Source organism: Virgibacillus sp. JSM 102003 (assembly GCF_041949995.1).
Taxonomy (GTDB): Bacteria; Bacillota; Bacilli; order Bacillales; family Amphibacillaceae; genus Lentibacillus.
Window position 1 is genome coordinate 17652 of record NZ_JBHFQH010000002.1, and the last position, 24563, is coordinate 42214.

31 protein-coding genes are annotated in these 24563 nt (G+C 34.8%); 30 read left to right on the plus strand and 1 reads right to left on the minus strand.

Translation table 11 applies throughout. From position 1 onward, the window contains the following. Positions 1-38: 38 nt before the first annotated feature. The 23 genes from ACE1TG_RS02380 (at position 39) to ACE1TG_RS02490 (ending at position 17476) form a co-directional block, all read left to right on the plus strand. Positions 39-494: a hypothetical protein gene (locus tag ACE1TG_RS02380; protein ID WP_375050759.1), complete on the plus strand. Its 456-nt coding sequence runs from the start codon at positions 39-41 to the stop codon at positions 492-494. Positions 495-544: 50 nt separating this feature from the next. Then, positions 545-988 (plus strand): SRPBCC family protein, encoded by a 444-nt coding sequence (locus tag ACE1TG_RS02385; RefSeq protein ID WP_375050760.1) that lies wholly within the window; start codon positions 545-547, stop codon positions 986-988. Between the two features lie 479 nt (positions 989-1467). After that, entirely contained in the window at positions 1468-2055 is a 588-nt protein-coding gene (locus tag ACE1TG_RS02390) for a hypothetical protein (protein WP_375050761.1), read from the plus strand. 135 nt (positions 2056-2190) lie between these two features. Beyond that, positions 2191-2421, plus strand: a complete 231-nt coding sequence (locus ACE1TG_RS02395; protein WP_375050762.1) for a hypothetical protein — start codon at positions 2191-2193, stop codon at positions 2419-2421. A gap of 107 nt (positions 2422-2528) precedes the next feature. Then, positions 2529-2717 (plus strand): hypothetical protein, encoded by a 189-nt coding sequence (locus ACE1TG_RS02400; RefSeq protein WP_375050763.1) that lies wholly within the window; start codon positions 2529-2531, stop codon positions 2715-2717. A 446-nt stretch (positions 2718-3163) separates the two neighbouring features. Then, complete coding sequence (locus ACE1TG_RS02405; protein ID WP_375050764.1) at positions 3164-3562, plus strand: VOC family protein; 399 nt, start codon at positions 3164-3166, stop codon at positions 3560-3562. A gap of 119 nt (positions 3563-3681) precedes the next feature. After that, the gene (locus ACE1TG_RS02410; RefSeq protein WP_375050765.1) at positions 3682-4137 is read left to right on the plus strand and encodes a GNAT family N-acetyltransferase; all 456 of its coding nucleotides are present in this window, start codon (positions 3682-3684) and stop codon (positions 4135-4137) included. A 101-nt stretch (positions 4138-4238) separates the two neighbouring features. Then, positions 4239-4874 (plus strand): hypothetical protein, encoded by a 636-nt coding sequence (locus ACE1TG_RS02415; RefSeq protein ID WP_375050766.1) that lies wholly within the window; start codon positions 4239-4241, stop codon positions 4872-4874. 119 nt (positions 4875-4993) lie between these two features. Then, complete coding sequence (locus tag ACE1TG_RS02420; RefSeq protein ID WP_375050767.1) at positions 4994-5128, plus strand: hypothetical protein; 135 nt, start codon at positions 4994-4996, stop codon at positions 5126-5128. Positions 5129-5316: 188 nt separating this feature from the next. After that, positions 5317-5817 (plus strand): GNAT family N-acetyltransferase, encoded by a 501-nt coding sequence (locus ACE1TG_RS02425; RefSeq protein WP_375050768.1) that lies wholly within the window; start codon positions 5317-5319, stop codon positions 5815-5817. 454 nt (positions 5818-6271) lie between these two features. Continuing rightward, positions 6272-6832, plus strand: a complete 561-nt coding sequence (locus ACE1TG_RS02430) for a class I SAM-dependent methyltransferase (protein WP_375050769.1) — start codon at positions 6272-6274, stop codon at positions 6830-6832. 582 nt (positions 6833-7414) lie between these two features. Beyond that, on the plus strand, positions 7415-7600 hold the full coding sequence (locus ACE1TG_RS02435) for a hypothetical protein (RefSeq protein ID WP_375050770.1): 186 nt from the start codon (positions 7415-7417) through the stop codon (positions 7598-7600). 151 nt (positions 7601-7751) lie between these two features. Continuing rightward, on the plus strand, positions 7752-8090 hold the full coding sequence (locus tag ACE1TG_RS02440) for an NIPSNAP family protein (protein ID WP_375050771.1): 339 nt from the start codon (positions 7752-7754) through the stop codon (positions 8088-8090). A 109-nt stretch (positions 8091-8199) separates the two neighbouring features. Further along, on the plus strand, positions 8200-8547 hold the full coding sequence (locus ACE1TG_RS02445) for a DUF4260 domain-containing protein (RefSeq protein WP_375050772.1): 348 nt from the start codon (positions 8200-8202) through the stop codon (positions 8545-8547). Positions 8548-8642: 95 nt separating this feature from the next. Beyond that, on the plus strand, positions 8643-9515 hold the full coding sequence (locus ACE1TG_RS02450; RefSeq protein WP_375050773.1) for an AraC family transcriptional regulator: 873 nt from the start codon (positions 8643-8645) through the stop codon (positions 9513-9515). 664 nt (positions 9516-10179) lie between these two features. Continuing rightward, the gene (locus tag ACE1TG_RS02455; RefSeq protein WP_375050774.1) at positions 10180-11226 is read left to right on the plus strand and encodes an ArsR/SmtB family transcription factor; all 1047 of its coding nucleotides are present in this window, start codon (positions 10180-10182) and stop codon (positions 11224-11226) included. A 21-nt stretch (positions 11227-11247) separates the two neighbouring features. Continuing rightward, on the plus strand, positions 11248-12480 hold the full coding sequence (locus ACE1TG_RS02460) for an MFS transporter (RefSeq protein WP_375050775.1): 1233 nt from the start codon (positions 11248-11250) through the stop codon (positions 12478-12480). 40 nt (positions 12481-12520) lie between these two features. Continuing rightward, a complete protein-coding gene (locus ACE1TG_RS02465) occupies positions 12521-12928 on the plus strand; it encodes an NUDIX hydrolase (protein WP_375050776.1) in 408 nt (135 codons plus the stop codon). 30 nt (positions 12929-12958) lie between these two features. Continuing rightward, on the plus strand, positions 12959-13429 hold the full coding sequence (locus ACE1TG_RS02470; RefSeq protein ID WP_375050777.1) for a GNAT family N-acetyltransferase: 471 nt from the start codon (positions 12959-12961) through the stop codon (positions 13427-13429). A gap of 43 nt (positions 13430-13472) precedes the next feature. Next, positions 13473-14012 (plus strand): P-loop NTPase family protein, encoded by a 540-nt coding sequence (locus tag ACE1TG_RS02475; protein WP_375050778.1) that lies wholly within the window; start codon positions 13473-13475, stop codon positions 14010-14012. Positions 14013-14254: 242 nt separating this feature from the next. Next, complete coding sequence (locus ACE1TG_RS02480) at positions 14255-14776, plus strand: DUF4269 domain-containing protein (RefSeq protein WP_375050779.1); 522 nt, start codon at positions 14255-14257, stop codon at positions 14774-14776. A 15-nt stretch (positions 14777-14791) separates the two neighbouring features. After that, positions 14792-15652: a DUF2785 domain-containing protein gene (locus ACE1TG_RS02485; RefSeq protein ID WP_375050780.1), complete on the plus strand. Its 861-nt coding sequence runs from the start codon at positions 14792-14794 to the stop codon at positions 15650-15652. Positions 15653-15670: 18 nt separating this feature from the next. Then, positions 15671-17476 (plus strand): M3 family oligoendopeptidase, encoded by a 1806-nt coding sequence (locus tag ACE1TG_RS02490; RefSeq protein ID WP_375050781.1) that lies wholly within the window; start codon positions 15671-15673, stop codon positions 17474-17476. 31 nt (positions 17477-17507) lie between these two features. Here ACE1TG_RS02490 and ACE1TG_RS02495 read toward each other — a convergent pair whose 3' ends face one another. Further along, positions 17508-18410, minus strand: coding sequence for a LysR family transcriptional regulator (locus ACE1TG_RS02495; RefSeq protein ID WP_375050782.1), 903 nt, complete (start codon positions 18408-18410; stop codon positions 17508-17510). Between the two features lie 136 nt (positions 18411-18546). Between ACE1TG_RS02495 and ACE1TG_RS02500 the strand changes: the two genes are divergently transcribed. The 7 genes from ACE1TG_RS02500 to ACE1TG_RS02530 all read left to right on the plus strand — a co-directional run bounded on the left by ACE1TG_RS02500 (position 18547) and on the right by ACE1TG_RS02530 (position 24545). Then, positions 18547-19080, plus strand: coding sequence for a flavodoxin family protein (locus ACE1TG_RS02500; protein WP_375050783.1), 534 nt, complete (start codon positions 18547-18549; stop codon positions 19078-19080). A 258-nt stretch (positions 19081-19338) separates the two neighbouring features. Continuing rightward, positions 19339-19860 (plus strand): GNAT family N-acetyltransferase, encoded by a 522-nt coding sequence (locus ACE1TG_RS02505; RefSeq protein WP_375050784.1) that lies wholly within the window; start codon positions 19339-19341, stop codon positions 19858-19860. 635 nt (positions 19861-20495) lie between these two features. After that, positions 20496-20852, plus strand: coding sequence for a hypothetical protein (locus tag ACE1TG_RS02510; protein WP_375050785.1), 357 nt, complete (start codon positions 20496-20498; stop codon positions 20850-20852). A 266-nt stretch (positions 20853-21118) separates the two neighbouring features. Then, on the plus strand, positions 21119-22165 hold the full coding sequence (locus ACE1TG_RS02515; protein WP_375050786.1) for a LytTR family transcriptional regulator DNA-binding domain-containing protein: 1047 nt from the start codon (positions 21119-21121) through the stop codon (positions 22163-22165). Between the two features lie 136 nt (positions 22166-22301). Continuing rightward, complete coding sequence (locus ACE1TG_RS02520) at positions 22302-23150, plus strand: ABC transporter ATP-binding protein (RefSeq protein ID WP_375050787.1); 849 nt, start codon at positions 22302-22304, stop codon at positions 23148-23150. After that, positions 23147-23863 (plus strand): ABC transporter permease, encoded by a 717-nt coding sequence (locus ACE1TG_RS02525; RefSeq protein ID WP_375050788.1) that lies wholly within the window; start codon positions 23147-23149, stop codon positions 23861-23863. Before ACE1TG_RS02520 ends, ACE1TG_RS02525 begins: the two co-directional genes overlap by 4 nt. Before the next feature lie 160 nt (positions 23864-24023). After that, entirely contained in the window at positions 24024-24545 is a 522-nt protein-coding gene (locus ACE1TG_RS02530; RefSeq protein WP_375050789.1) for a DinB family protein, read from the plus strand. Positions 24546-24563: the final 18 nt, after the last annotated feature.

The window sequence follows — 24563 nt, forward strand, 5'->3', positions numbered from 1 at the left end:
AAGGGGGAATTATTATTAAAAAATATCTTCTTATATTTATGTGTGGGATATTATTGATAAGTTGTTCAAAAGAAGAAGCCAAGTCATCTGAAGTAAGTTGGGATGAAAGTCCAACTCTGGTTAGAGAGGTTGTAATTACAGACCATGGGAAAAAAGGCAATTTTGTATTTAGAATTGGGGACAATGGAAAATTAGGGTTTGCAGAGTACGGACCTTTCATAGCAGGTGAAGAGCAAAAATATATGTGGCATTTTTGGGGTGAACCAGATACTCTTAAACAGCCCTTTAAGGTAGTTGGAATAAGCAAAAAAACAAATGAAAGTATAACTATTTTTGAGGTTTCAACTAATAATTCGCTTGTCCCACACTTAGGAGCAGACCATCATATTCCTTCAACAATGACACTACCGAGATCAGGTAAATGGAGGCTAGAAGTATATTTTGGTGAGGAATTGTTTGGGAATATAATCGTTAATGTAGAAGAAAAGAAATAACTTCTTTCAAATAAAGAATGTGTTTAAAATAGAAAGGATGTTGATTTTAATTGGATACACAGGTAACTACAAAAATGAAAATACGAAAGTCAGTTAATGAGGTATTTGAAGTTATAGTAGACCCTGTAAAAATCGGAAACTATTGGTTTTCATCAAGTTCTGAAAGATGGGAACAAGGTAAGTCGGTAACATTGAGATATGATGAATACGAAGCAGAAGGGGTTATAAATATATTAGAAGTTGAGGTAAATAAGAAAGTGGTATTTTCATGGGGGGCGGAACATGGTGAAGAAACGGTTGTTACAATTACACTAAAAGAGTTGGATGATAAAAGTACAATAATTGAAGTAACAGAATCAGGTTTGAGAGAAGATGACCCTGAAATAGTAAACAAAATGATCGGTCAAAAACAAGGCTGGGTATATATGGTTTCTTGTTTAAAGGCTTATTTGGAATATGGCGTTAAAGATTTGAGAGCTTCCTTAATACATTAGTCTTAATATAAAAAAGAACAACATCAAAATTTAAGCAAGAGGGATTAACGCTATATATTAAGTATTTAAGACGTGTATCAGGGATGAGGAATTCGAAGGATCGGAATGTGAATCACGCAAACCAGTGAAGTGGATCGTGGTTCCGCTAAATGGGTAAAAAAGTCGTTTTGTAAGGGTGAAGCGGTTCCTGGTTCCGTTATTTACCCAATAACAATGAAAAATATGGTCGAAAAGGGCATTTAGCGGAATGAGGATTACATAACACGATAAAAATCGTCATTTTTAAGGAAATAACGGAATGAGGATCCGCCAAATTTGTGGTGCCACCTTTTCTAATGAATAAAAACACTAAAACAAACTATCTGGTGCTTTATTTCAATAAGGAAAAGGTATTTCTTATTAAACTAACAAAACAGTTTTGTAAAAAATGGAATTAGGCTTATGGCTAAAATACAAATAATGTGAATTGGGGGAGTTCAATGAAACGATTCTTAAATCTAAATACGGTATATATTGCAGCAGCAATAATAGTTCTTGGTGTTGTGCTTGTACCTCAAGCAGTTGAAAAATACAATCTTCGAACACAAGGGATAAATTATTTTACCAATAACATTGAAGATTATCACAATAATGCACACCCTGTTAAAGGAGAAAATACAATCGAGATTGATTTAAATGATTTGGAGAGTAACAAAGAAAAAGTGCTTTTTCAGGATGGGGAAAACCAAATTTATGTGTCTAAAGTAATCGCTCATAATTCAAATGAATATGAAGTATTCTTTAGGTCAAGTGGAAGTTATAGTTTAGGTGGTGCAACACTAGTATCGGGTGTGGAACTCCAACATAATAATGATGATTTAATAAGTAAATTTCAGGCGAAAGCAAAAGCAACGTATAGAGGTGGTACTTATCAATTTAGTCCTTCTGAAGATTCAAGTGATGTAGATGAGTTTGGCTTTTATTTAGATTTACCAGACAATATAAATCCTGATTTTGAAGAAAAAGGAATGATTGATGTGACAGTTACAAACTTATATGTGAATTTTTGGGCAGAGAAATCATCTTGAACTAGCGGGTGCTTTAGCTGAACAAGGAGTTGTAGATTTGGCAGCTCCTATTGCTTATTGAAATAACGCAGCAGGTTAGTACAACAAAGATAATATCTTTTATTCAAACATCTATCGTAAAAAAGGGTGGAATTCATGAATAAAAAAATTGGTATTATTATATTTACTTTCTTTATTTTTTTATTATGGCTTTACTTAGCAATATATAAATCTTCAATAGATAGTTGGTGGACAGTCAATGAGATAGAACAGACAAGTTTTGATACTGCACAAGTAAGTGTTTCAATGGCAAAGGTGTTAATTGGAACTGTTATATTCACTTTTTGCGGATTTATTATCTATTTCTTGATTAGAAAGAGAAAGTAGTTCTTCTTCACTAACAGTGCTTTAGCTGAACAAGGAGTTGTCGACTTGGCAGCTTCTATTGTTTATTGAAGTAACGTGGCATTTAGTTGAATTGGAGGATGTTTAAAATGTGGTTAAATATTATTGGTTCAATTATCATCCTTGTCATTGTTATCTTAACTATTAGAGGAATTATAAGAGAAAAAAATAGTAGTAAATCAAAACACACTACTCAAAAAAATAAAGGAAAAAGTAATTCTGAACTTAAAAAAGAAATTGAAGAGGTAAAAAGAAAACAACGTCCACCTGAGATGTGAAGTAAGCTAACGGGTGCTTTAGTAAAGTAATAGCAGCAGGATTGATAAAGGAGAATAGGGGGAAACATTGTGCGTTCTATAAAAGTAATGTTATTCGGTATTGTATTGATGATAGTTTCACTTTACATCCTAAATGAGCCTGGAATTAGATTTTATGGAAGAGAATTTTATATTTTGGTTTTTGGCTTTATCCTTACAATAATTGGTTTATTTATAAAAGATAGGAAATATAACAGATAAATGTTTTTTTGTTCAGATAATAGATACTTGTTCTTATTGTATTAACGGGTGCAATAGTTTAACAAGGGATCGTCGATTATGGCAATCCTATTCTGATTTAAAGAATTATTAGAATCTTATGCTAGAATAAGTACGTGAATTAATGTACTTAAAGTAACGTAGCAGAAGAGTTGAAGAAGAACTTAGTAATTGTAAGGGAGATTTATATGCCACAAGGATTAATGCATCACATAGAGATATATGTTTCAGATTTAGAACAATCGGTCGAATTTTGGGGTTGGTTCCTAGAAGAGTTAGGTTATGCTTCTTTTCAAGAATGGGAAAGTGGTCACAGTTGGAAACTGGGTGACACTTACATCGTTTTTGTTCAAGCAGAAGATAGGTTTCTGGACCCTCCATATCATAGATGTAGAGTAGGGCTTAATCATCTAGCATTTCACGCATCATCACGTCAACACGTAGACGAGATGACGAACAAATTGAAAGAAAGAGAAGTCAACATTCTCTACTTAGATAAACACCCATTTGCTGGAGGAAATGATTATTATGCTGTTTATTTTGAAGACCCAGATAGAATAAAAGTAGAATTTGTTGCGCCTGTATAGAATTTTACTAACGGGTGCTTTACTTCAAAGGCATTTCTTGTTCAACTATAGTAGCAGGATTGTTCAATAAGAAAGGTGCAATAAAGAACTATTTTTTTAATACGTTTGGGGGGATAAACATGTATCAGTATTTTAATGGACTTGTAATTAGAGAGGGTACAGAGGGTGTGCCTGCTGAATATGTTGAGGAATTATTTAAAGATGCAGGCTGGGCAAGAAAAATACCAAATTGGCAGAAAGAAAAATTCACCCTTATTTTTAAAAATTCAACCTGGGCATTTACGGTTTGGGATAATGAGAGAATGGTTGCAATGGTTAGGGTTATTTCAGACCAAATAATGGCTGCTAATATTATGGACTTAGTAGTATTATCAAAATATCGTGAAAAAGGAATTGGTAAAAAGTTAGTTGAATTATGTATTCAAAAACTTCCACACGGTGATTGGTTTGCACATACCTCCTCAAATAATTTTAGTTTCTACGATAAATGTGGCTTTGAGGTAAAGGATTTATCTGAAAATGGAACCTGTTCTTATTACGGATATATTCAAGCAAGAAAAGAAGGACACAGATAATAAATTATTTCACTTAGTTGTAGTTTACTTCAATAAGGAAAAGGCATTTCTTGTTCAACTATTGCAGCAGAAGAGTTGAGAAAGAAGGAGAAGTGTTACTTATGAGTATTGTAGGTATTTTAGGAATGACCCATGATGAAGAAATGCAAAAGGAGTATAATTTCCCATTAACCTTAGTAAAAGAATTAATATTGGAATTTAACCCTGATGTAATATGTGGTGAAGTTCATCCGAAGAGCTGGGAACTTTATCAAACTAAGGGTACACCTCATGGAATTTTAGGTGAAACACAAAATGAATATCCTAACGTAATCTTTCCATTATGTGAGGAAAACAACATCAAGTTTGTTCCTGTCAATTGGTTTGAAGAGGATGTATTTGAAGAAGAGCCATTTGATAAGTTTGACTTTAGAGCCAAGAAACAATTAGAAGAAGAGCTAAATGAATGGAATGAAAAGAAACTTTCAACTTGGAATAAAGGGGAAATACCATTTAACTCATTTGACTATGATGACGTAACAAATAAGATGTATAAATGGTTACAAACCATTAATCCTGATGTGCAAAATATAGTTCGGAATGCAAGACATAACATTATGGTTGCAAGGGTTAAAAAGGCAGTTAAAAAGTACCCTGATAAAAGAATTCTCTGTATCCATGGGGCATATCACAATTACTGGTATCATCAATCGCTTACAAATGAGAAAGAAATTGAGTTAGTTTATCCATTAAGGTAGATAAAGTAAAGATATTTTGCGCTACATGTATGACTAAAGGGTGCTTATCTGGAACAAGGGGTATAGCCCCTATCGGATTTTATGGCTATTTAATAATATAAATCATTGGGGGATTATACTTGGATATTGTCGGAATCGCAATCTTGCTTATTGTTTTCTTTTCATCGAGTATTATTGAGAGAAGGCTAAAATCAATTGAAAAACAAAATAATCATGTAATACAAATTTTAGAAGAAATAAGAGATAAAAAATGACACTATCTTCAAGTAACGGGTGCAAGAGTTTAACAAGGGATCGTCGATTACGGATCCTATTTTTGTATCTGAAGAATCATTGGAATTTTATGTTAAAGTAAATTGTTTTTTAAAAGATGTACTTAAATTAACTGGTAGGATAGTGAAAAAAAGAAGAAAAGATAATCTATGGGGAGGTAAAATTGAACTTGGATTACGTTGAAGGTTTCAATATAAAAATTGCTACAAATGAGGATAGTAGTGAAATTATTAAAATGTTAAAACAGATAGCTCTATGGATGAAAGATAATGAAATAAATCAATGGGGGTTTCTATTAGATGGTGGTGATGATGAAGAGATTGAACAAGCCATATCTAATCAAGAAACGTATATTGTTTTGAAAGATAACGATATTGTGGCTACATTTACACTTTTATCTGAACAAAGTGAATGGGACAGGCATATTTGGGGAGATGATATTTCCTCAAAATCGCTTTACTTACATAGACTTGCAATTATTCCTACATATATGAAGAACGGAATTGGTAGAAGTATTCTTGATTGGATACAGAACAATGAAAGTGATAAAGAATATCTTAAATTAGATTGTGTTGCGGATAATATAAAATTAAATAACTTTTATAAGAAAAATAAATTTGAACTTGTTGGTTTAACAGATGGACACAGTAAATATCAAAGACGTATATAAAAAAGGATTAATAATTCTTAAACTATCGGGTGCTTTAGTACAACAATAGCAGCAGGATTGATAAAGGAAAATAGGGGAAACATTGTGCATTTTATAAAAGTAATGTTATTCGGTATTGTATTGATGATAGTTTCACTTTACATCCTAAATGAGCCTGGAATTAGATTTTATGGAAGAGAATTTTATATTTTGGTTTTTGGCAGTTAAGAAAGTATAAATCCTTTCTTACTGCATAAGTGCAACTAAGGCTTATCTATTTTAAGGCTTGGCGAATGCCAAGTTTTCTAAGCTTTATCCTTACAACAATTGGTTTATTTATAAAAGATAGGAAATATAACAGATAAATGTTTTTTTATTCAGCTACAAGCACTTCTTGTTCAACTATAGCAACAGGGTTCTTTAAAAAGAAAGTATTTAATAATAAGAAACTTTCTTAACGAGAGGTTGGGGTAATATGGTATTAAGAGAAAAGCTAAAAGTCGTAATTGGTGCAGGTGAACATAATAACAATCCAGAATGGCTTCAAACGCAAGAAGATGAACTAAATTTGTTAAGAAGAGTTGACTGGGAGAATCAGTTTTCGACTGACTCACTTGAAGCTGTTTTAGCAGAACATGTTTGGGAACACCTAACTTATGAAGAAGGAGAAAAGGCTGCAAGAATTTGTTATGAATTTTTAAAGCCTGGTGGTTACATACGTTGTGCTGTTCCTGATGTTTTCTTCCCTGATGAAGATTATCAAGAAGGAGTACAAGTAGGAGGACCTGGACCTACAGACCATCCAGCAGCAAGTCATAAAATTGTACATAATTATAAAACATTTAGCTCTATGTTTGAAGAAGCCGGTTTTGACGTTACTCTTTTGGAATATTGTGATGAGGAAGGAAAGTTTCATTATAATGAATGGGATGAAAAGAAGGGATTTATCTACCGTTCCAAACGTTTTGACCATCGGAATATGAATGGTGAGCTGGGTTTTGTTTCTCTGATAGTAGACGCTGTGAAACCTTTATAACACATAAAAAGTTCATCCTTGATTGTGAAATAATATACTTAAAGTAACTGGTGCAAGAGTTGAAGAAGGAATTGATAATTTGGAGGAGGGATGGACTTGAATATAACGAAAGGTATTATTGCTGTTTTAGGTATTGTAATGTGTTTATCTTCCATTTCTATATTGAAGAAATACCGCTATATACTAGTTCCCTATATTTGGCTGTGCTGTTTTTGCTCTTTGGGATTGACCATATCAAAAAGAGGAGTAAGTTCGGCTATTTATATATAGTTTTGTCGGCGCTAATGTCTTTTATGGGAGTAAAAGAATTGGCTATTTTTTTATAAATCCTTTTCTGCTAACGGATGCTTTCCTTAACTAAGGAATTTGACTCCTTAGTTAATGTCAAATTGAATTAATTATTAGGATTTTTAGGGGGTTAATGTGTTGGAATTTAATGAGAATGCTAGTTACTTTAAGGCAAATAACGCTGAAGAATTGCTTGTTGCGTTAACGAATAAAGAATCTCATATTATAATTCAGGAAGACTATAAAAAAGAATTTTAAGAAAACACACAACTGCCGCTTACGGAAAATGAACAATTGGGATTTCATCTGGGATTCCGTGGTACAGCAGGTATTTGGGGAGAGATTATTTTTCAATTACTCAATAGATTCAGTATGGGAAGTAAACAACAAAAGAAAATTGACAGCAAGATTCGTAAATACAGCATAAAAAAATTGAACGAAGAAGAAATTCTCTTGTATTTGCGACAATTGGAGTATTAAATTATTGGGTAGCTTTAACTTTACAAGAGATTAGAGATAAAAATGGCTCGGACTTTTCTCCAAAGCCATTTTTTATCGTGAATTTAATGGTGATTATAGGCTTGGCGAATGCCAAATTTACTAATAAAAGAAAGAGAAGGGAGTATTCTTTTTGTTTTATAGAAGGAAGTTTTATATTGTGAAAAAGGAATTCGTGGATATTTTTAATGCTCATTTTAATAACACTAACTTACCCAATCAGTTAAAATATGGCGCTCGTCTGATAGGGCGTTGGATGAAGGGAAATGCTGATAATACCGCAGAAATTTTTGCTATTTGGGAATATGACAGTTATGAGGAATACTTAGAAATTGAATCAAAAGTTAGAAGCGACAAGTCTCACGTCAACCGAGTTCAGGACTGGTATCAGAAAAATGGTGGGAAAGAACATGTGTATGAGAAATATATAATAGAAGTTAGAAATGAAGAACTGGAATCAACTGTTAAATAAAAACGGACCTTGCGAGGTGACTTCCTAATATGAATCTTTTTATTTGTGGAAAACGTAAAACGGTCAACTGGCTTAATCAAACAAAGCTGTAGGAATAGGAGGTGGTTTATTGATGAGGTTACTTTTGCACGTAGAAGGTGCTGCCGTTTTAGCACTAAGTCTTTTCTTTTATGGGTATAGCCAATTTAGCTGGATATTGTTTTTAATCCTATTATTAGTACCGGATATTTCAATGCTTGGGTATCTATTAAATAATAAGGTTGGTTCTAATCTTTATAATTTTTTTCATACATATACTACACCGATAGCTATTACTACTTTTGGTATCATAGTATCTAATCATACCGCTCTGGCAGTTGGTTTAATATGGTCAGCACATATTGGAATGGATAGGATGGTTGGATATGGATTAAAGTATCCGACAGAATTCAAGGATACTCATTTAAACCGTGTCTGATATTTAATAGAAACAGACCCTGCATTTTTGTGCACGGATTGTCGGTTAGATTTATTCAAGTCTTGTTATTCTTTTGATGAAGGGAGGGTTATTTAATGGATTTGCTTAAGAACATGAACAGATCTACAGACTATATTGAAAAAAACCTTACGTACGATATTGATTTTAAAGAAGTTGCCAAGCAATCGTTTTGTTCTGAATATCATTTTAAAAGGATGTTTTCTTTCCTTGCAGGTATTACATTATCAGAATATATCCGCCGAAGACGTCTTACGCTGGCAGCATTTGAACTGAATAATAGCAGCATAAAAATTATTGATGTTGCTATTAAATATGGATACAAATCACCAGATTCATTTGCCAGAGCTTTTCAAAGTATGCATGGTATTACACCTTCAGAAGCTAGAAAAAATGGTCAATTACTTAAAGCTTATCCACGAATGACCTTTCAATTATCAATTGAAGGAGGAAATGAAATGAATTATCGGATTGAGGAAAAAGACAACTTTCGAATCGTTGGAATCATGAAAAGAGTTCCTATTGTTTTTCAAGGAGAAAATCCGAAAATCACTGCTATGTGGAAAACGTTGAATGCGGACAAGATAAATCAGCTTAAGCGTTTTTCAAATGTTGAACCTACAGGCTTGATCCAGGCATCCACTAATTTCTCAGAAGGTCGTATGGAGGAAAAGGGAGGACTTGACCATTATATAGGTGTAGCAACAACTGATGATTGCCAAGGAGACTGGACAGAACTTGAGGTGCCAGCCTTAACTTGGGCTGTCTTTGAATCCGTTGGGCCTTTTCCCGAAACATTGCAGAATACTTGGGGCCGAATCTATTCTGAATGGTTTCCATCCTCAAACTATCAACAAGTAAAAGGACCTGAAATCTTGTGGAATGAAAACAATGATTTTAATTCAGCAACTTTTAAAAGTGAAATATGGATTCCTGTTGAGAAAATGTAAATTCAGCTTATCATAATAACAAAATGAGAACCTCTTCCTTTGTGATATTGACTATCACGGAAGAGGTTCTCTTTTTTTTGCAGTGCAGAAATGCATCTTAGGCATTCAGTAGGTCTTATAAAAATATCAGTCTAAAGGTTGAGTGAAGTTCATGCTCATAGCCGTTTTGGAAGGCTTATCTTTTACTTATACTAAGAGTATCAAAGAAACAAGGAGATGTTCAGATGACTAATATATACGAAATGGAATTTGAAATCGCAAATCGACGTACGAAGTAAAGATAAAACTAAGATTGTAAATCTACAAAGTGATAAGGAGGGATTTAGATGATTAATATATATGAAGTGGAATTAGAAGTTGCTGGTCGCCGTACGAAGTAAACAATTAAACTGAGATCGTAAGTTAAAAGGAGGGATTCAGATGATTAACGTTTATGAAGTGGAAACAGAAATCACAAGTCGCCGTACCAAATAAAATAGTGCCTGCATCATAACTATCCTCTTTCAGAAATACACTTCATTAATTGAACTCATCCAATAAATAACCTCATTAGAATATTAGGCACTGACACTCCAATTTGGGTGTCTTTTTTTATTTGAATTATATTCTAATTATATTGAATAAATAATACTAATAATATAGAATATAGCTAGGAGGAGATAAAATGGATATATTTTCGATGAGAACGAAAGAAAGAGAAACATATAAAGTTCAAATTAAATATTCACTTTTATGGGAATGCGCACTAGGTATAGCTGCTATTACGAATCATTCCCTTGTTGAGACCCTTGATCTGCCGAAGCAAAACAGGGAGACGATTAAGGAATCCATGACTAAGGAAATGACTGAGCACCTGGAGTATGTACAAACACATAATACGTGGAAGACACTCCTTCAACTTTTGCATCAAGAAGATTTTAAGAATTTAGCTGATTTTAATTCCTTTGTAGATAAACTATCATCGGAAGAATTAAAAACGATAGCAATCCCGTATCTTGGAAAAGAACAAAAAGAACTAATCAATCAGTTAATCCAAGGGTCAGATGGTGCTCTTAAGAAACTTCAGCAAATTACAAAAGAGAATTCTTTTCTGCCTTCCTATTTGAAGTTCATTAGTGAAGTTGATACGGAAGCATTAAAAAGCCATTTAATTGAAGTGATGTCAGGTTGGTATAAGGCAGTGATTGAACCTGATGAAGAAGAATTGGAGTCTATACTGATTAAAGATATGAAAGCAAAAGAAAGGATGATTGAAAAATTGGGACCAGAAGAGTTTGTAGAATGGGCTACAGATGGTACACGTTATTATCCGGAACCAAGTGTATTTCAAGTTCTTCTCATTCCTCAATACATTTACCGTCCCTGGAACGTGGAGGCAGACTTAGAAGGTGTTAAAGTATTCTACTATGCCGTCGCCAATGAAAGCATTTCTAGTGACAATAAATACGTTCCGAATAAAATGCTGGTGCAAAGGTATAAAGCACTTGGAGATGAAAACCGCCTAAAGATTTTGAAAATAGTTAAGGAAAAAAGCTTATCCTTACAAGAGTTAACGGATGAATTGGGGATGGGTAAGACAACCGTTCACCACCATTTGAAAATAATGAAATCAGCAAGATTAGTAGCATCAAATTCACATAAATATGAGATTAATGAAAAAGCTTTATCTGCTTTACCTAAAGAACTGCAGCTATTTTTGCAAGATAATTAACCTAATTCAAGGAGGAATGGGATGGAATCTTCAGTCGGACAAGTCTATCCAGAAGAGAAAACACCGGAATTTAAGCGTAATTATCAGGTTTTCAGGTTTATCGGGGGAAATTTGATTTCTTTTTTTGGGGATCAAATATATCTAATTGCTCTTCCGTTAATTGTTTTAGCTCTAACAGGATCTCCTTTAAGTATGGGAATCGTTGCAGCTTTAGAAAGATTGCCAATCATAATACAGCCATTTACTGGAGTGCTGGCAGACCGGTTTAATCGTAAAAGAATCTTGATGATTTGTGATCTAGGCAGATTTGTAACGATAGGTTTGTTGGGGCTATTACATATGATGAACTCGCTTGTTATTTGGGAAGTATACGCGGGAGCATTTATAGTAGGTGTTTTAACGCAAGTTTATAATACATCCCAGTTTGCATCAGTCCCTAAACTGGTGCAAAAGAAAGACTTACAATTAGTTAATTCAATCAATACAGGCATATTTCAAACAGCAGTTTTTATTGCACCAGGGTTAGGTGGAATAATCATCAGTATTTTTAATCCTGGAGTTGGTCTATTAATAAACAGCATAAGTTTCTTAATTGGTTTCTTAATTGTATTAAGTTTAAAGATTGATAGTCCCAGTCGAAATGAGAATACAAGTCGTTCGAAAATCCTTGCAGATATAAGGGAAGGGTTTGTCTTTGTTTTGAAACAAAAGCCTATCCTGTACACCAACATTGCCATGCTTTTTTCTGTTTTTGGAACGACTCTTTTTTTAACCATGCTGGTGATACATTTAAAGTCTACAATTGAATTAGATACAGTACACATAGGTTATCTGTTATCAATTGGAGGGGTTGCTGCAGTAGGCGGTGCTTTAGTTACAAATTTACTGAAGCGTTATTTTTCCTATAGAAGGATTTTATTTTTATCAGGAACGATCGGTGGTATTTCGATTATAGTGTTCAGCTTTTCGGATACGTTCATGTGGTTAGCACTGATGAATGCAGTAGGCACAATATCTGCTGCCATTATGAGTCCGTGCATTGTAACCATCCGTCAAACCTTGAGTCCTGATCATTTGTTAGGCCGTGTGCAAGCAACTAGTCGCTTTATGACTTGGATATTAATGCCTGTTGCAGCTTTGGCAGCGGGGATTATTGCTGAACAATTTGGAACAGAAATTACGATACTGATTGGCGGTATTATAGCGACAATTGCTTCGTTTATTTATTTACATCCTTCGCTTAAAAAAAACTAATGTTATACTAAATAATATTGATTAGGGGGGGAGGGAGTATATGACAACACCAAAGCATATAGTCTCTGCGGCAGCCATTGTTTTAAATGAACAGCAAGAAATTTTATTAATCAAAGGACCAAGAAGAGGATGGGAAATGCCTGGTGGACAAGTTGAAGAGGGAGAATCACTAAAGGATGCTGCAATTAGAGAAACAAAAGAAGAATCGGGCATTGATATTGAGATAACCAAGTTTTGTGGTATATTTCAAAATGTGAATGGTTCGATATGCAATAACTTGTTCTTGGGTAACCCAATTGGAGGAGAACCAACAACAAGTTCTGAGAGTTTAGAGGTTGGATATTTTCCAATTAAACAAGCTATGGAAATGGTTACTTGGAAAAATTTTCAGCAAAGAATCGAGTATTGTTTAAACCAACATATGCAGCCTTTCTTAGTTGAATTTTAAGGTAAATTGAAAATAAAGGAGAGTACACATATGTCTGTAAAATTAGCTCTTATGAATGAAGAGGCTTTTAACCAGTATTATAATAACGCAATACAAGAATATGCTAATGAACATGTGAAAGCAGGAAACTGGAGTGAAGAAGAGGCTTTGGATAAAGCCAAGAAACAGTTCGAGCAGTTGTTACCGGATGGTCTTGAAACGAATGACCATGTACTTTTTTCTATTATGTATGGCATTGAAACGGTTGGGACATTGTGGCTGAACATACGAACAAAACAGCATGAAAAACACGGGTTTATTTATGACATTAAGTTGGATGATGATCAACGTGGCAAAGGGTATGGAAAGGCAACTATGATAGCTTTGGAAGAGTATGCGAAGTCAGAAAACATCAATCAAATAAGCTTACACGTGTTTGCACATAATGAAAGAGCAGTCGCGCTTTACGAGAAAATGGGTTATGAAGCTACAAGTTATAACATGTCAAAAAAACTTTCGTGATATATGTGCTAGATAACGAGATTGTTTAGGAGGCTGATTCAATATGAATCGCATCATGGTGATGGGAGTATCGGCTGGTGTTGGGAAGTCTACCTTTGCGGCAAAACTTGGAGAACAACTAAATATAAATGTCTATCACCTTGATGTCCTTCATTGGAAACCAAACTGGATAGAAGCACCAAAAGAAGAATTTAGAGCTAGTCAGGAGGAAATTGTAGCCCAGGATAACTGGATTATTGAGGGCAATTACAATAGTACATATGATATTAGAGCCCAAAAGGCCGATACAATTATTTATCTCGAGCTTCCCTTGATCGTTTGTCTGTATCGCGTTATTAAGCGATGGATCTTACATATAGGGAAAACCCGGCCAGACATGGGAGAAGGGTGCAAGGAAAAGTTAGACTATAAGTTTCTGAAATTCATCGTTACTACTTATTCTTCCCGTAAGAAAAAGATGGAGAGTAGATTTGAAGCATTCAGGAAAACAGGTCCTGAAAAGAAAATAATCAGGCTTAAGAGTAAGAAAGAAATTAAATCATATTTGGATTTAAACGAAAAAGGAAAAGCTGGTCAGAAGTAGGAGTGGGGTATCAACTTGAATTGTGGTAAATCAAATTCAGAGGCAGGATATCGACTTGGATCAAGGTTGTATCGTCCTCATTAGGATATTGACCTAAATTGAGATATATCAACCTTTAGTGGGGGATATTAATTTTTTTACAGTTAATCAAATGCTAGGTTACTTAATATTGTTTTGGAAGGCAAGAAATCTTTATAAGTTGGGAAGGTATTGTGTTGATTGGCTATAATTTATTCAAAAGGATGGAATCTGGTAACGAAAGCCAGCAAACAGCGTACAAAGCAATTAATGAACTGGGTATTTTTAATGAATTGAGTATGTATAATCCTGTATTATGTGGAACGTTGCCGATAGGAATTGATGTCGAGGATTCAGACCTAGACATTATCATGGAAGTACAAGAATTGAATTATTTTATAGAACGTCTTCAAAGTCTATATTCCTGTAAAGAAAGCTTTAAGATCAAGAAAACAACTATAAGAAATAAAGAGGTTATTAAAGCGAATTTCTTCTTCAACAACTTTGAATTCGAGTTATTCGGTCAAAATCAGCCTGTACACAAACAACACGCGTATCTTCATATGGTTATTGAATTTGAACTGTTACAACAAGATAGTAAATTAAGAGAGAAAGTAATTAAATTTAAACAACAAGGATACAAAACAGAACCAGCATTTTGTGAAATCTTAGGTATTACTGGAGATCCTTATGCAGGTCTTATTCAATTTGGAGTTGAAAAAGGAATTATAACAGACGTGTTATGAATGGCAGGGCCCACTATGAATGAGGTCGAGGACCAAAAGGAGCATAGAAAAAAGATGGAAAATGAAAAACAAATGAAAGAGAAACTACATAAACTCATAAATGAAACACATAAAGTGTCTGATGATACAGATGAATATCAAACAGTTTTAGAAGTGGTTAGTGTATTAGGATCTACTGATGCAGAATTACGGGATGAACTAGGTTATCAGGCACTCATTAAATTACTGATACATAATAAATACCTTACAAACAATGAAGTAAAGGAATTGTTAGCCTATGCGACTTCAGGTGAAATGTTGTTTTATAAGCTAGGCGAGGTTGGAACTGATAGCGTCTTTCTTAGGTCGTTCTCTTCTCTATTGATCACTTTGTTGTTATATCGCGATAATCAAGATAAATTTCTTGCTAAGTCTGAGTATAATAGTGTTGTAGAACTAGTTGTTAGTTATTGCAGGCTTGAGAAGGATTATCGGGATTTTGTTGAAGGTAAGGGCTGGGCACATGCCCCGGCACATGTTTCTGATGCAATCGATGAACTTGTTAAAAATCGTCATGCTGATATTGATTCGTGTATGCTGTTGTGGGAAGGGGTGACGGAATTAGTAGTAAACGCACCATGTGTTTTTGCTGCTGAAGAAGATGAGAGAATTGCAACCCCCGTGTTGGCGATGATTGAATATGAAAAGGTTCCGTTATCGACACTTAGAACCTGGATGAAAGAAATATCTGTTTCAGAAAATAAGTTGCATGAAAAGATTAATATTAAGAATTTTTCCAGGTGTTTTAGTAATCGATTAATTGTGAAAGACCCGTCGATTAATTATGGACATCTAGTAAAGGAGCTTGAACATCAATTTAATTCATTGTTTGTGTAAACAATAGGAGGCGTTGGTATGGGTGGTGTTTTATATCCGGTGAATTGGAATTTAGATTCTCTTCTTAACTCAGGAAGTAATTCCATTCAATTACAGTACCAAATAGAATACATAGAAAATGAAGTAAACAATTTTGAAGAGAAGGTAAACATTTTAAAGGCTCTAGAAGATAGTGATGATGCAAAAATGGTTGTAGATCTCATTCAAGTTATAGAGAATATTAAGATACATCTATCGCAAATTTCATCTTTAATAACTTGCTTACTTGCAGAGGATGTAAGGGATAAAAATGCAGCAACCTGGAAAGAGAGAGTCTCATCTTATCAAGCCCATTTTAATTCCTTGATGCGAAGATTTCAATTGGCGCTTGCTCTAACAAACGATTCAAATTGGAAAAGTATAATAGAAAGTAAAGAATTAGAAACCTATCAATTTATGCTTGGAGAATGGCGGAAAGAAGCAATTACACTGCTGCCAGAAAAAGAGGAAAATACCATCTCCTCTTTAATGGTAGATGGTTATCATGGGTGGGGGGACTTGTATCATTCATCAGTTGCCAAAATGAGAATTGATAATCCTATTGAAGGAAAGGTTAAAGAACTTTCTGTCGGACAAGCAAGAAATTTACGTTCCCATGAGAACGGTAAAGTACGAAGACAATCAGTTGCTCTTCTTGAGAAATCCTGGTCACAAAAATCTGATACCTTCGCAACAATATTAAATCGGATCGCAGGATTCCGGTTGCAAATATACGAGAGAAAAGGTATTCAAAATGTTTTATATGAACCTTTAAAAGATAACAGAATGGAAAAAGAAACATTAAGTGCAATGTGGAGAGTGGTGAATCGGCATAAGCAACCCTTTGCCAACTATTTAAACGACAAGGCTAAAATGTTGGGGAAAGAAAAACTGCCGTCGCACGATTTTTGGGCTCCTGTCAACCAATCTATGGAAACAATAGATTATCAAGAGGGTGTAGATTTTATATTGAAACATTTCAGCCAGTTTGGGTCTGAATTAGAGAATTTCACCCGTCAAGCTTTCGATAAAAAGTGGATTGAATCAGAAAATCGATCGAATAAATCAGCAATCGCCTTTTGTGCTGGATTTCCACTTTCTGAAGAATCGAGAGTATTTATGACGTATGGTGGTCATATAACGGATGTGTTAACTCTGGCTCATGAATTAGGTCACGCCTTTCATAATCACGCTATGAATGCAGTGGATCACATTAATAGACAATATCCAATGAGTATAGCTGAAACGGCTTCCACATTTGCAGAAATGATTGTATTGGATGCAGCAATGGATGAAACGGATTCACCTAAGGAGAGATTGTTTTTACTAGATGAGAAATTAAAGCGTAGTGTAATGAATTTTATGAATATACATTCCAGATTCTTATTTGAAACAAGGTTCTATGAGGAAAGGAAAATGGGTATGGTTTCATCCTCCCGTTTAAATCAACTTATGGACCAGGCGATAGATGAAGCCTATGATGGAGCGTTAGAAGATATACCTGCATATACTTGGGCTTCTACACCACATTTTTATATCACAGATAAACCCTTTTACAATTTTCCTTATACATTTGGTTATCTATTTGCATTGAGTGTATATGCAAAAGGCAAGGAAGAAGGAAAAGAATTTGAAACGCGATATTTGGCAATGCTTAGAGACTCAGGAAGCATGTCTATCGAAGACTTAGCAAAGAAGCATTTAGGAGAAGATATAACGCAAGAAGCATTCTTTGAAAAAGGAATGCAGTTATGTATAAAAGATGCAGAAGAATTTATGCAATTAGCAGCGGAATTAGATAGGTGAAAAAAAGAGTAAGCTACCAAAACTTTGTAGCTTACTCTTTTTGAGTATCCTTAAGGGTCCTTCGGGTTAGTTCGATAAAAGATTGCAATGGTATTGTCATTAACTTATCTTTATGCCAGGCAATTTGAGTGAAAAAAGGTGAGGCAGGCTGTTTCCATTTAATCTCTTTCATTAATCCTTCTTTAAGATCCTTTTCAACAGCCATTTCAGGTAAAATAGCTATTCCGAGTCCAGCTATTACACATTGTTTGATTGCCTCAATACTAACAAATTCAAATTTGTTAGTAGGGTATATTTCGGCCTCTCGCCAGGTATTTTCCAAGTACGTACGATAGGAGCACCCTGTTTCGGTAAGCAAAAGGGTTTCCTGTTCTAAATCTTTTGGGAAGACCTGTGATTTATTTAGTAAGGAGTGGTCAGGAGCAGCTACCAGTTTCATCCTATCTTGTGTGAGAGATTCAATTGTTAAAGCGTCTCCTGGCTTGAGTGTATCCATAATAAAAGCTACATCCAGATTTCCATCAAGCAGTTTTTCTTTAGCCATTTCATCCGAGTGGGCTGGTTTAAAAATGAGTTTAACGTTTGGGAACTGATCTTTGAATTCTTTAAGTATTGGTGGTAAACGATACGTGCATTGGCTCTCTTGTGCTCCAATAACAAGTGTTCCTGATGGCTCTTCTAAGCCGCTTGTGACCAGTCGAGCTTCCTCGGTTAGTACAAGCATTTTATCAGCATATGCTTTGAATTGCCGACCGGATTCTGTGAGATATAATCGTTTGCCAAGTCGTTCAAATAAAGGTGTATCAAGTTCTTTTTCGAGTGCCTTAATCTGGGCTGTTACACTTGATTGTGCAAAATTTAATATCTTTGCTGTTTTTGTGAAATTTAACGTTTCTGCAGCTGTTTTAAATGTAATTAATTGTTTAGTTTCCATTTTTTCACCTCTATCAATCGTTATTTTCGATTGAATCAATTAAAATAATCATCTTTATTGGTTTGTGGTTTTATCATAAGCTAAAAGTAATCGAACAGCAAGATAAAAATAGTAAATGAAAAGGAGCATGTGCTATATGTCTATTGCAATTATTTATGGAGGTACACGGGAAAATGGCAATACGGAAATGCTGACTGATCAAGCTGTCCAGGGATTATCTGTAGAAAAAATTTATCTGAGTAATTATGATATTCATCCTATTGAGGATCTGCGCCATACCCAAGGTGGATTTCAGGAAGTAGATGATGATTATAATTCAATCATTGATCGAATTATACCGCATGATATTCTTGTGTTTGCTACCCCAATTTATTGGTTCGGCATGTCAGGAACACTGAAGAATTTTATTGATCGCTGGTCTCAAACAATGAGGGATGCAAGCTATCCTCACTTTAAAACGAGTATGGCTTCTAAAAAAGCCTATGTCATTGCAGTAGGAGGAGATAATCCCTACTTTAAAGGGCTTCCGCTAATTCAGCAATTTCAATATATCTTTGATTTTATAGGCACTTCATTTGAGGACTACATTATTGGAGAAGCAAATAGACCCGGCGATATTCTTCAGGATAAAGCAGCAATATTCTCAGCAAATCAATTACTGCGGGAATAAGAATTGGGAGGATCCTTCTCTTCGCTTGGTACAGCTCTTATTCCTTGGATGAATTAATGCTTCTGTGTACGGCAAAAGTGAATAACTAAAAGAGACAGCATCACTTACTCAGTCATGGTGTTGTTTTTTTATTTATAATTAAAAGTAGAGGACAAAAATAACAGCGATAAATGATATAATGAGACTGCTGTGGAGTTAGAAATTTCTAGTTACATATGCAGGTGAAAACTCTACATTAATAGTTAAAAGGAGATTCCCATGAATACTTACTTTATAAAATTAACGGAACCTACACCAACCATAGTGAAAATGTTTAACCAGTGGGAAAACGACCCTAACTTAGTTCCATTAACCAGACCCACCCTTAATAAAGCGGATCTAGAACAACACGTAATAACAATAGATGACCTTAACCAAAGACTAGAACATCATCACATCTACTTAATTTATCTAGATGACAAGTTGATCGGGGAAATGAATTACATGGTCGATCCACCTCATCTATACAAGAAAGTGCCTGGAACCGCCTGGATAGGCATTACGATTGGTGAGCCCGAAGCGCGGGGAAAAGGGATTGGTTATATGGCAATCCAATTTTTAGAGGAACAAATTATGCAGCAAGGCCTTAAGCGAATTGAACTGGGTGTGTTTGAATTTAACTTGCAGGCACACAAGCTGTATAAGAAATTGGGCTACCAGGAAATTGGATGGATCCAAGATTTTACCTTTTGGCAAAATATAATGTGGTCAGACATTCGTATGGAGAAGGTTTTGGGTTGAGAAAGTATATATAACAAGTTTGGTTTCCTATTGTAATCAATAAAATATGTATACTGCTGACTATAGGAACGTAATTCCGTTATTTGCCCTTTTGAACCTTATATTCTATGATTTTGTGCGGTTAACGGAATGAGGATTCTTTTCATTACCCTTTGAACATTTTTTCTTCGTTTAAGCGGAACGAGGATTCACATTGCTGACATTATTTGTATTTAGCGTCGTAATATCTCAGCACTTACTAAGTGAATAGTTGTCCCCAGCTTTCAAGTATTTTGAAGCTCTGTGTTAAAATAGACTAAGAGAATTCAACAATATTTTTTATTTTATCCCATTCTTTTAAGTAAAGGGAAATTGAAGGGAGGGGAGATAGATTGAATTATTAAGGAAAGTAAATTCTATTATTGCACTTTTTACTATTGGTTCGGTTTTCTATCATTTTTTTATTAGTGAGATACCTTCTTACTTAATTGCCCCCTTTGCAGCATTGATGTTTTTACTTAATGGTGTAGAAATTGTAAGTGAAGACAAGATGCTTGGTTCGGCTTACTTAGTCGTAGCATTAGTAGGGTTTATTGCTGTAACACAGGATTTATTAGCATTTTTTTAGGTATCATTAACTAGAAGCGGGGTTACTTTTGTTAAAAAATATACTATTTCGAATTGCTATTGGAGTAATAACTATACTTTTTTCAAGTTATGCTTTGATAACTCATAATGAATACATACTATTGCTTCCGTCTGTACAACTATATTTAGGTTTAATAGCTGCGACTATGTTAGTGACGGGCGTATCTGCATTGCACGAAAGAAGAAAACGATTAGGCTTGTTTTTCACTTTTGTATCTTTATTTATCATTGTAGTCATCCTTTTAAATAATTCTGTGACAATCGAAGGTATAATCCCGGTTATCGCTTTGTTCTTTTTTTTAGGTATTCCAATTGGGATTATTGCCATGTTCACTCAAAGAATGCACAATAAAAGTGGGCTATGATAGGTAATTTAGACTTTTATGAAATGAAGATCGACATTATAAGCGGTCTTTATACAGGTTGCTATTTCAGAAAATTGGGATTTCGGTAACGAGAATCTGGAATTTAGTGTTATATTTACGAACCAGGAGACAAATGTATACCTCTATCCCCCAGGAAACGAAATTGTGATACTACTGCAGCTAGTATATGAAGATCGATTGCTATACAACTGCGGTGTTCACTTATCATTATTCTAAGGGTTACACTATTATAAAAAGGTGATTTTATGGTGTTATTCAAAATTCATAACCTCGAGAAACAAAGTGAGGATACGATTATCTTTCCTAAATTCAGCTTAGAGATTTCAGAAGGTCAATCCGTTTCAATTCATTCAAATACAAATGTACGAAGTGTTCTGTTAAATATGATGGTCGGGAAGATGGAGATTTTGAACGGAGAAATAAGTGTTAACCAAGAAAAGCTCCCTGGACACAACACAGCCTATCATTCAAAGATAGGGTATTTCTTTTTGGATGATGCGCTTTATGAACGTTTGACCGTAATAGATCATTTTAAATTTTACAAGAAGCTATATGATTCTGATCAGCTGATTGCAGACATGTTAAATATGGTTCAGTTGACAACGGTGCAACATGAAAAGGTGCGAAACTTATCTTATTCCAAGAAAAAAAGAATTCAAATGGCCCGGTTACTTTTTCAGGAACCAGCATTATTTGTGTTGGAAGAACCTGATCAAAACGTTGACGTTGAAACCAAACGCATTTTTATAAAACTGTTTAGAGAATTACAGCAACATAGAAAAAGCGTATTGGTTTTGACAGGAAATATGGAAAGCGCGGTCACCTTAACCGATGACATAAATCGATTAGATGAAATGGGTTTACATTCCATCCAGGCGGAAGAATACCCGCAAAAAATAGCTTCTCCTCGAAAAGAAGAAGAAGCGTTAAATGCAGAACAGATAGAGCCAATCCAATTTAACAAAATTCCGACAAAAGTGAACGATAAAATGGTATTATTTGATCCACAAGAAATTGACTTTATTGAAAGCCATACCGGTCAATCCTATGTTTACAGCATGGGTGAACCTTTTCTATGTGTCTTTACCTTAGCTGACCTTGAAGTTCGATTGAAGCCGTACGGTTTTTTTCGCTGCCACCGCTCTTACATTGTTAATTTACAGCAAGTCCGTGAAGTCGTGACCTGGACCCGTAACAGCTTCAGCCTAATGTTGGATGACCAGAATGAGTCTGTCATTCCGTTATCAAAGTCGAAAATGGCGGAATTAAAAGGCATGCTTGGGATGAAATAAGTTCCATTCACCTTAAATACGCTCCATTTATCATAAAATAGCTCTTTCCACAGAAAAAATACTGCTCCAAGATTGTATTTCTTTTATTCTTAAGTTGTATCACAAAACAGTCATTGACTAGATGGGAGGCGCTACAATGGAGAATATTATTGAAATGAAATCAGTGGAGAAGGTTTTTGCGAACGAAAGGGCATTGGAGGACGTGAATTTGGTTGTGAAAAAGGGAGAGATATTTGGATTTCTTGGACCGAGCGGAGCGGGCAAAACAACGACAATAAAAATTCTTACAGGACAATTATCGCCCACAGATGGAGAAGCGCAAGTATTTAAGGTACCCACTTCAGCGTTAAACGGGGTAAGCTATCGAAAAAAATTTGGCGTTCTGACGGATAATAGTGGTCTATATCAACGTTTATCCATATATGAAAATTTAAAACTGTACTGTAAGCTGTATGATGTTCCGCTAAGGCGAATCAGTGAAGTTCTTGCTATGGTGAATTTGGAAGGCGAAAAGAAGAAATTGGTATCAAAGCTTTCAAAAGGGATGCTGCAACGTGTCATGCTGGCACGCACTTTTTTACATGAACCCGAGTTATTATTTTTAGACGAACCGACAGCTGCACTTGACCCGGTTAATTCCAAGCATATACATGATGGGCTGCGACAATTGAACGCCAAAGGTACAACAATTTTTTTGACGACACATGATATGAACGAGGCAGAGTTATTATGCAACCGTGTAGCTTTATTAAATAAGGGAAAAATTCAACTTCTTGATGAACCAAAAAAGTTATGCAGAACATTTTCAGATCCTTCACTAATTGTTGAATTAAGTAACGGAAGTAAAGTTGTCATCGACAAAGGTCCTGAAGGTGCTGAGGCGATGAGTAAGTACATGGTCAACAATGAAATCGTGTCGGTTTATTCAAATGAGCCAACATTAGGGGATATTTTTGTAGAGGTAACAGGGAGGGATCTGGTATGACATTCTCGATCAAACGAATAAATGCGATTTTTCAAAAGGATGTAAAGGATATATTAAAATACTGGTCTGTATCCACTTTTTTACCATTGCCTCTTGTATTGGCTGCTATTACTGGAAGAGAACCTGCAGCTAATCTGCCCGTTGAAGCACATTTTGTTGTAATTAATTTAACGTTATCGATGGTTGCAGCATTCTTGCAATGTATATTGATTGCTGAAGAAAGGGAGAAGAACACACTACGCAATCTTATGCTATCTCCGGCAAATCCAACGGAAATTCTAGCTGGGAAAAGTTTGCTGAGCTTTATTTTTACCGTGGTGATTGCTGTGATTGGTGCGAAGATATCAGGATACGAACCAGCAGATCCTTTTATCATTTCAATAGCCATTGGTGTATCTATTTTATTTTATATTGCGCTCGGAACATTACTTGGACTATTAGCCAAATCGGTAATGGAAGCATCCATGATTATCGTGCCATTCATGCTCTTATTCACATTTGGAACCTATTTGAAGGAACTGATTGAAGAATATCCAATACTGTCTTTTGTTGAGTACCTCCCGAATGTTCAGCTTGTTAATTTGGCAAATGACGTGCAGACAGGAGCAGGTATTGCAGAAGTATGGCTTAATCTGGTTGTCATTGCAGGATGGTTAGCCGGAATGTGCCTTATTGTAGTAGTGATGTTTAAAAGGCGTGAAATGGATAAATAACCTTATTTAATTGAGGTTAAGCAGAGTTAAAGGGCAACATTTTAAGTTGCCCTTTTCTGTATGTTCATTTATATTATATCATTTTTACTATGAATTTTCAGTCTTTAATTTCTTTTGTTTTTTGGTAGCCTTATACATAGCTTTGAATGGAGGTAGATTGATGATTGACTATAGAATAAAACAAAAAGAAAAGTTTACTGATAAAATTGGAGAACTTTTATCTATGTTTGAACATACAAGGGATGTAACACTGAGCGAAGTATCTGATTTGAATCAATGTGATTTGGATTATTTACCAGATGACAGTTCAAATTCTATCGGATCTCTCTTATCACATATTGCGTCTATTGAGTTCGTACATCAGGTTATTTCATTTAAAAGAAGAGACTTAGTAGAAGATGAGTATTTGAGGTGGGGAATAGCTCTAGAACTTGGAGACAAAGCAAGAGAAGAAATAATAGAACATTCACTTAGTTATTATTTAGACGGATTATCACAAGTTAGAGAAGATACATTGCTATATCTAAAGTCGAAGGATGATAGCTGGTTGTTTGAAGAGAACAAATGGGGAAATGGCGTTCCCTATAATAATTATTATTTATGGTTTCACGTTATGGAGGACGAAATTAACCATCGAGGACAGATTAGAACAATTAAAAGATTGTTAGAGAATAATAAATAAATTTTCTTCATTCTTTAT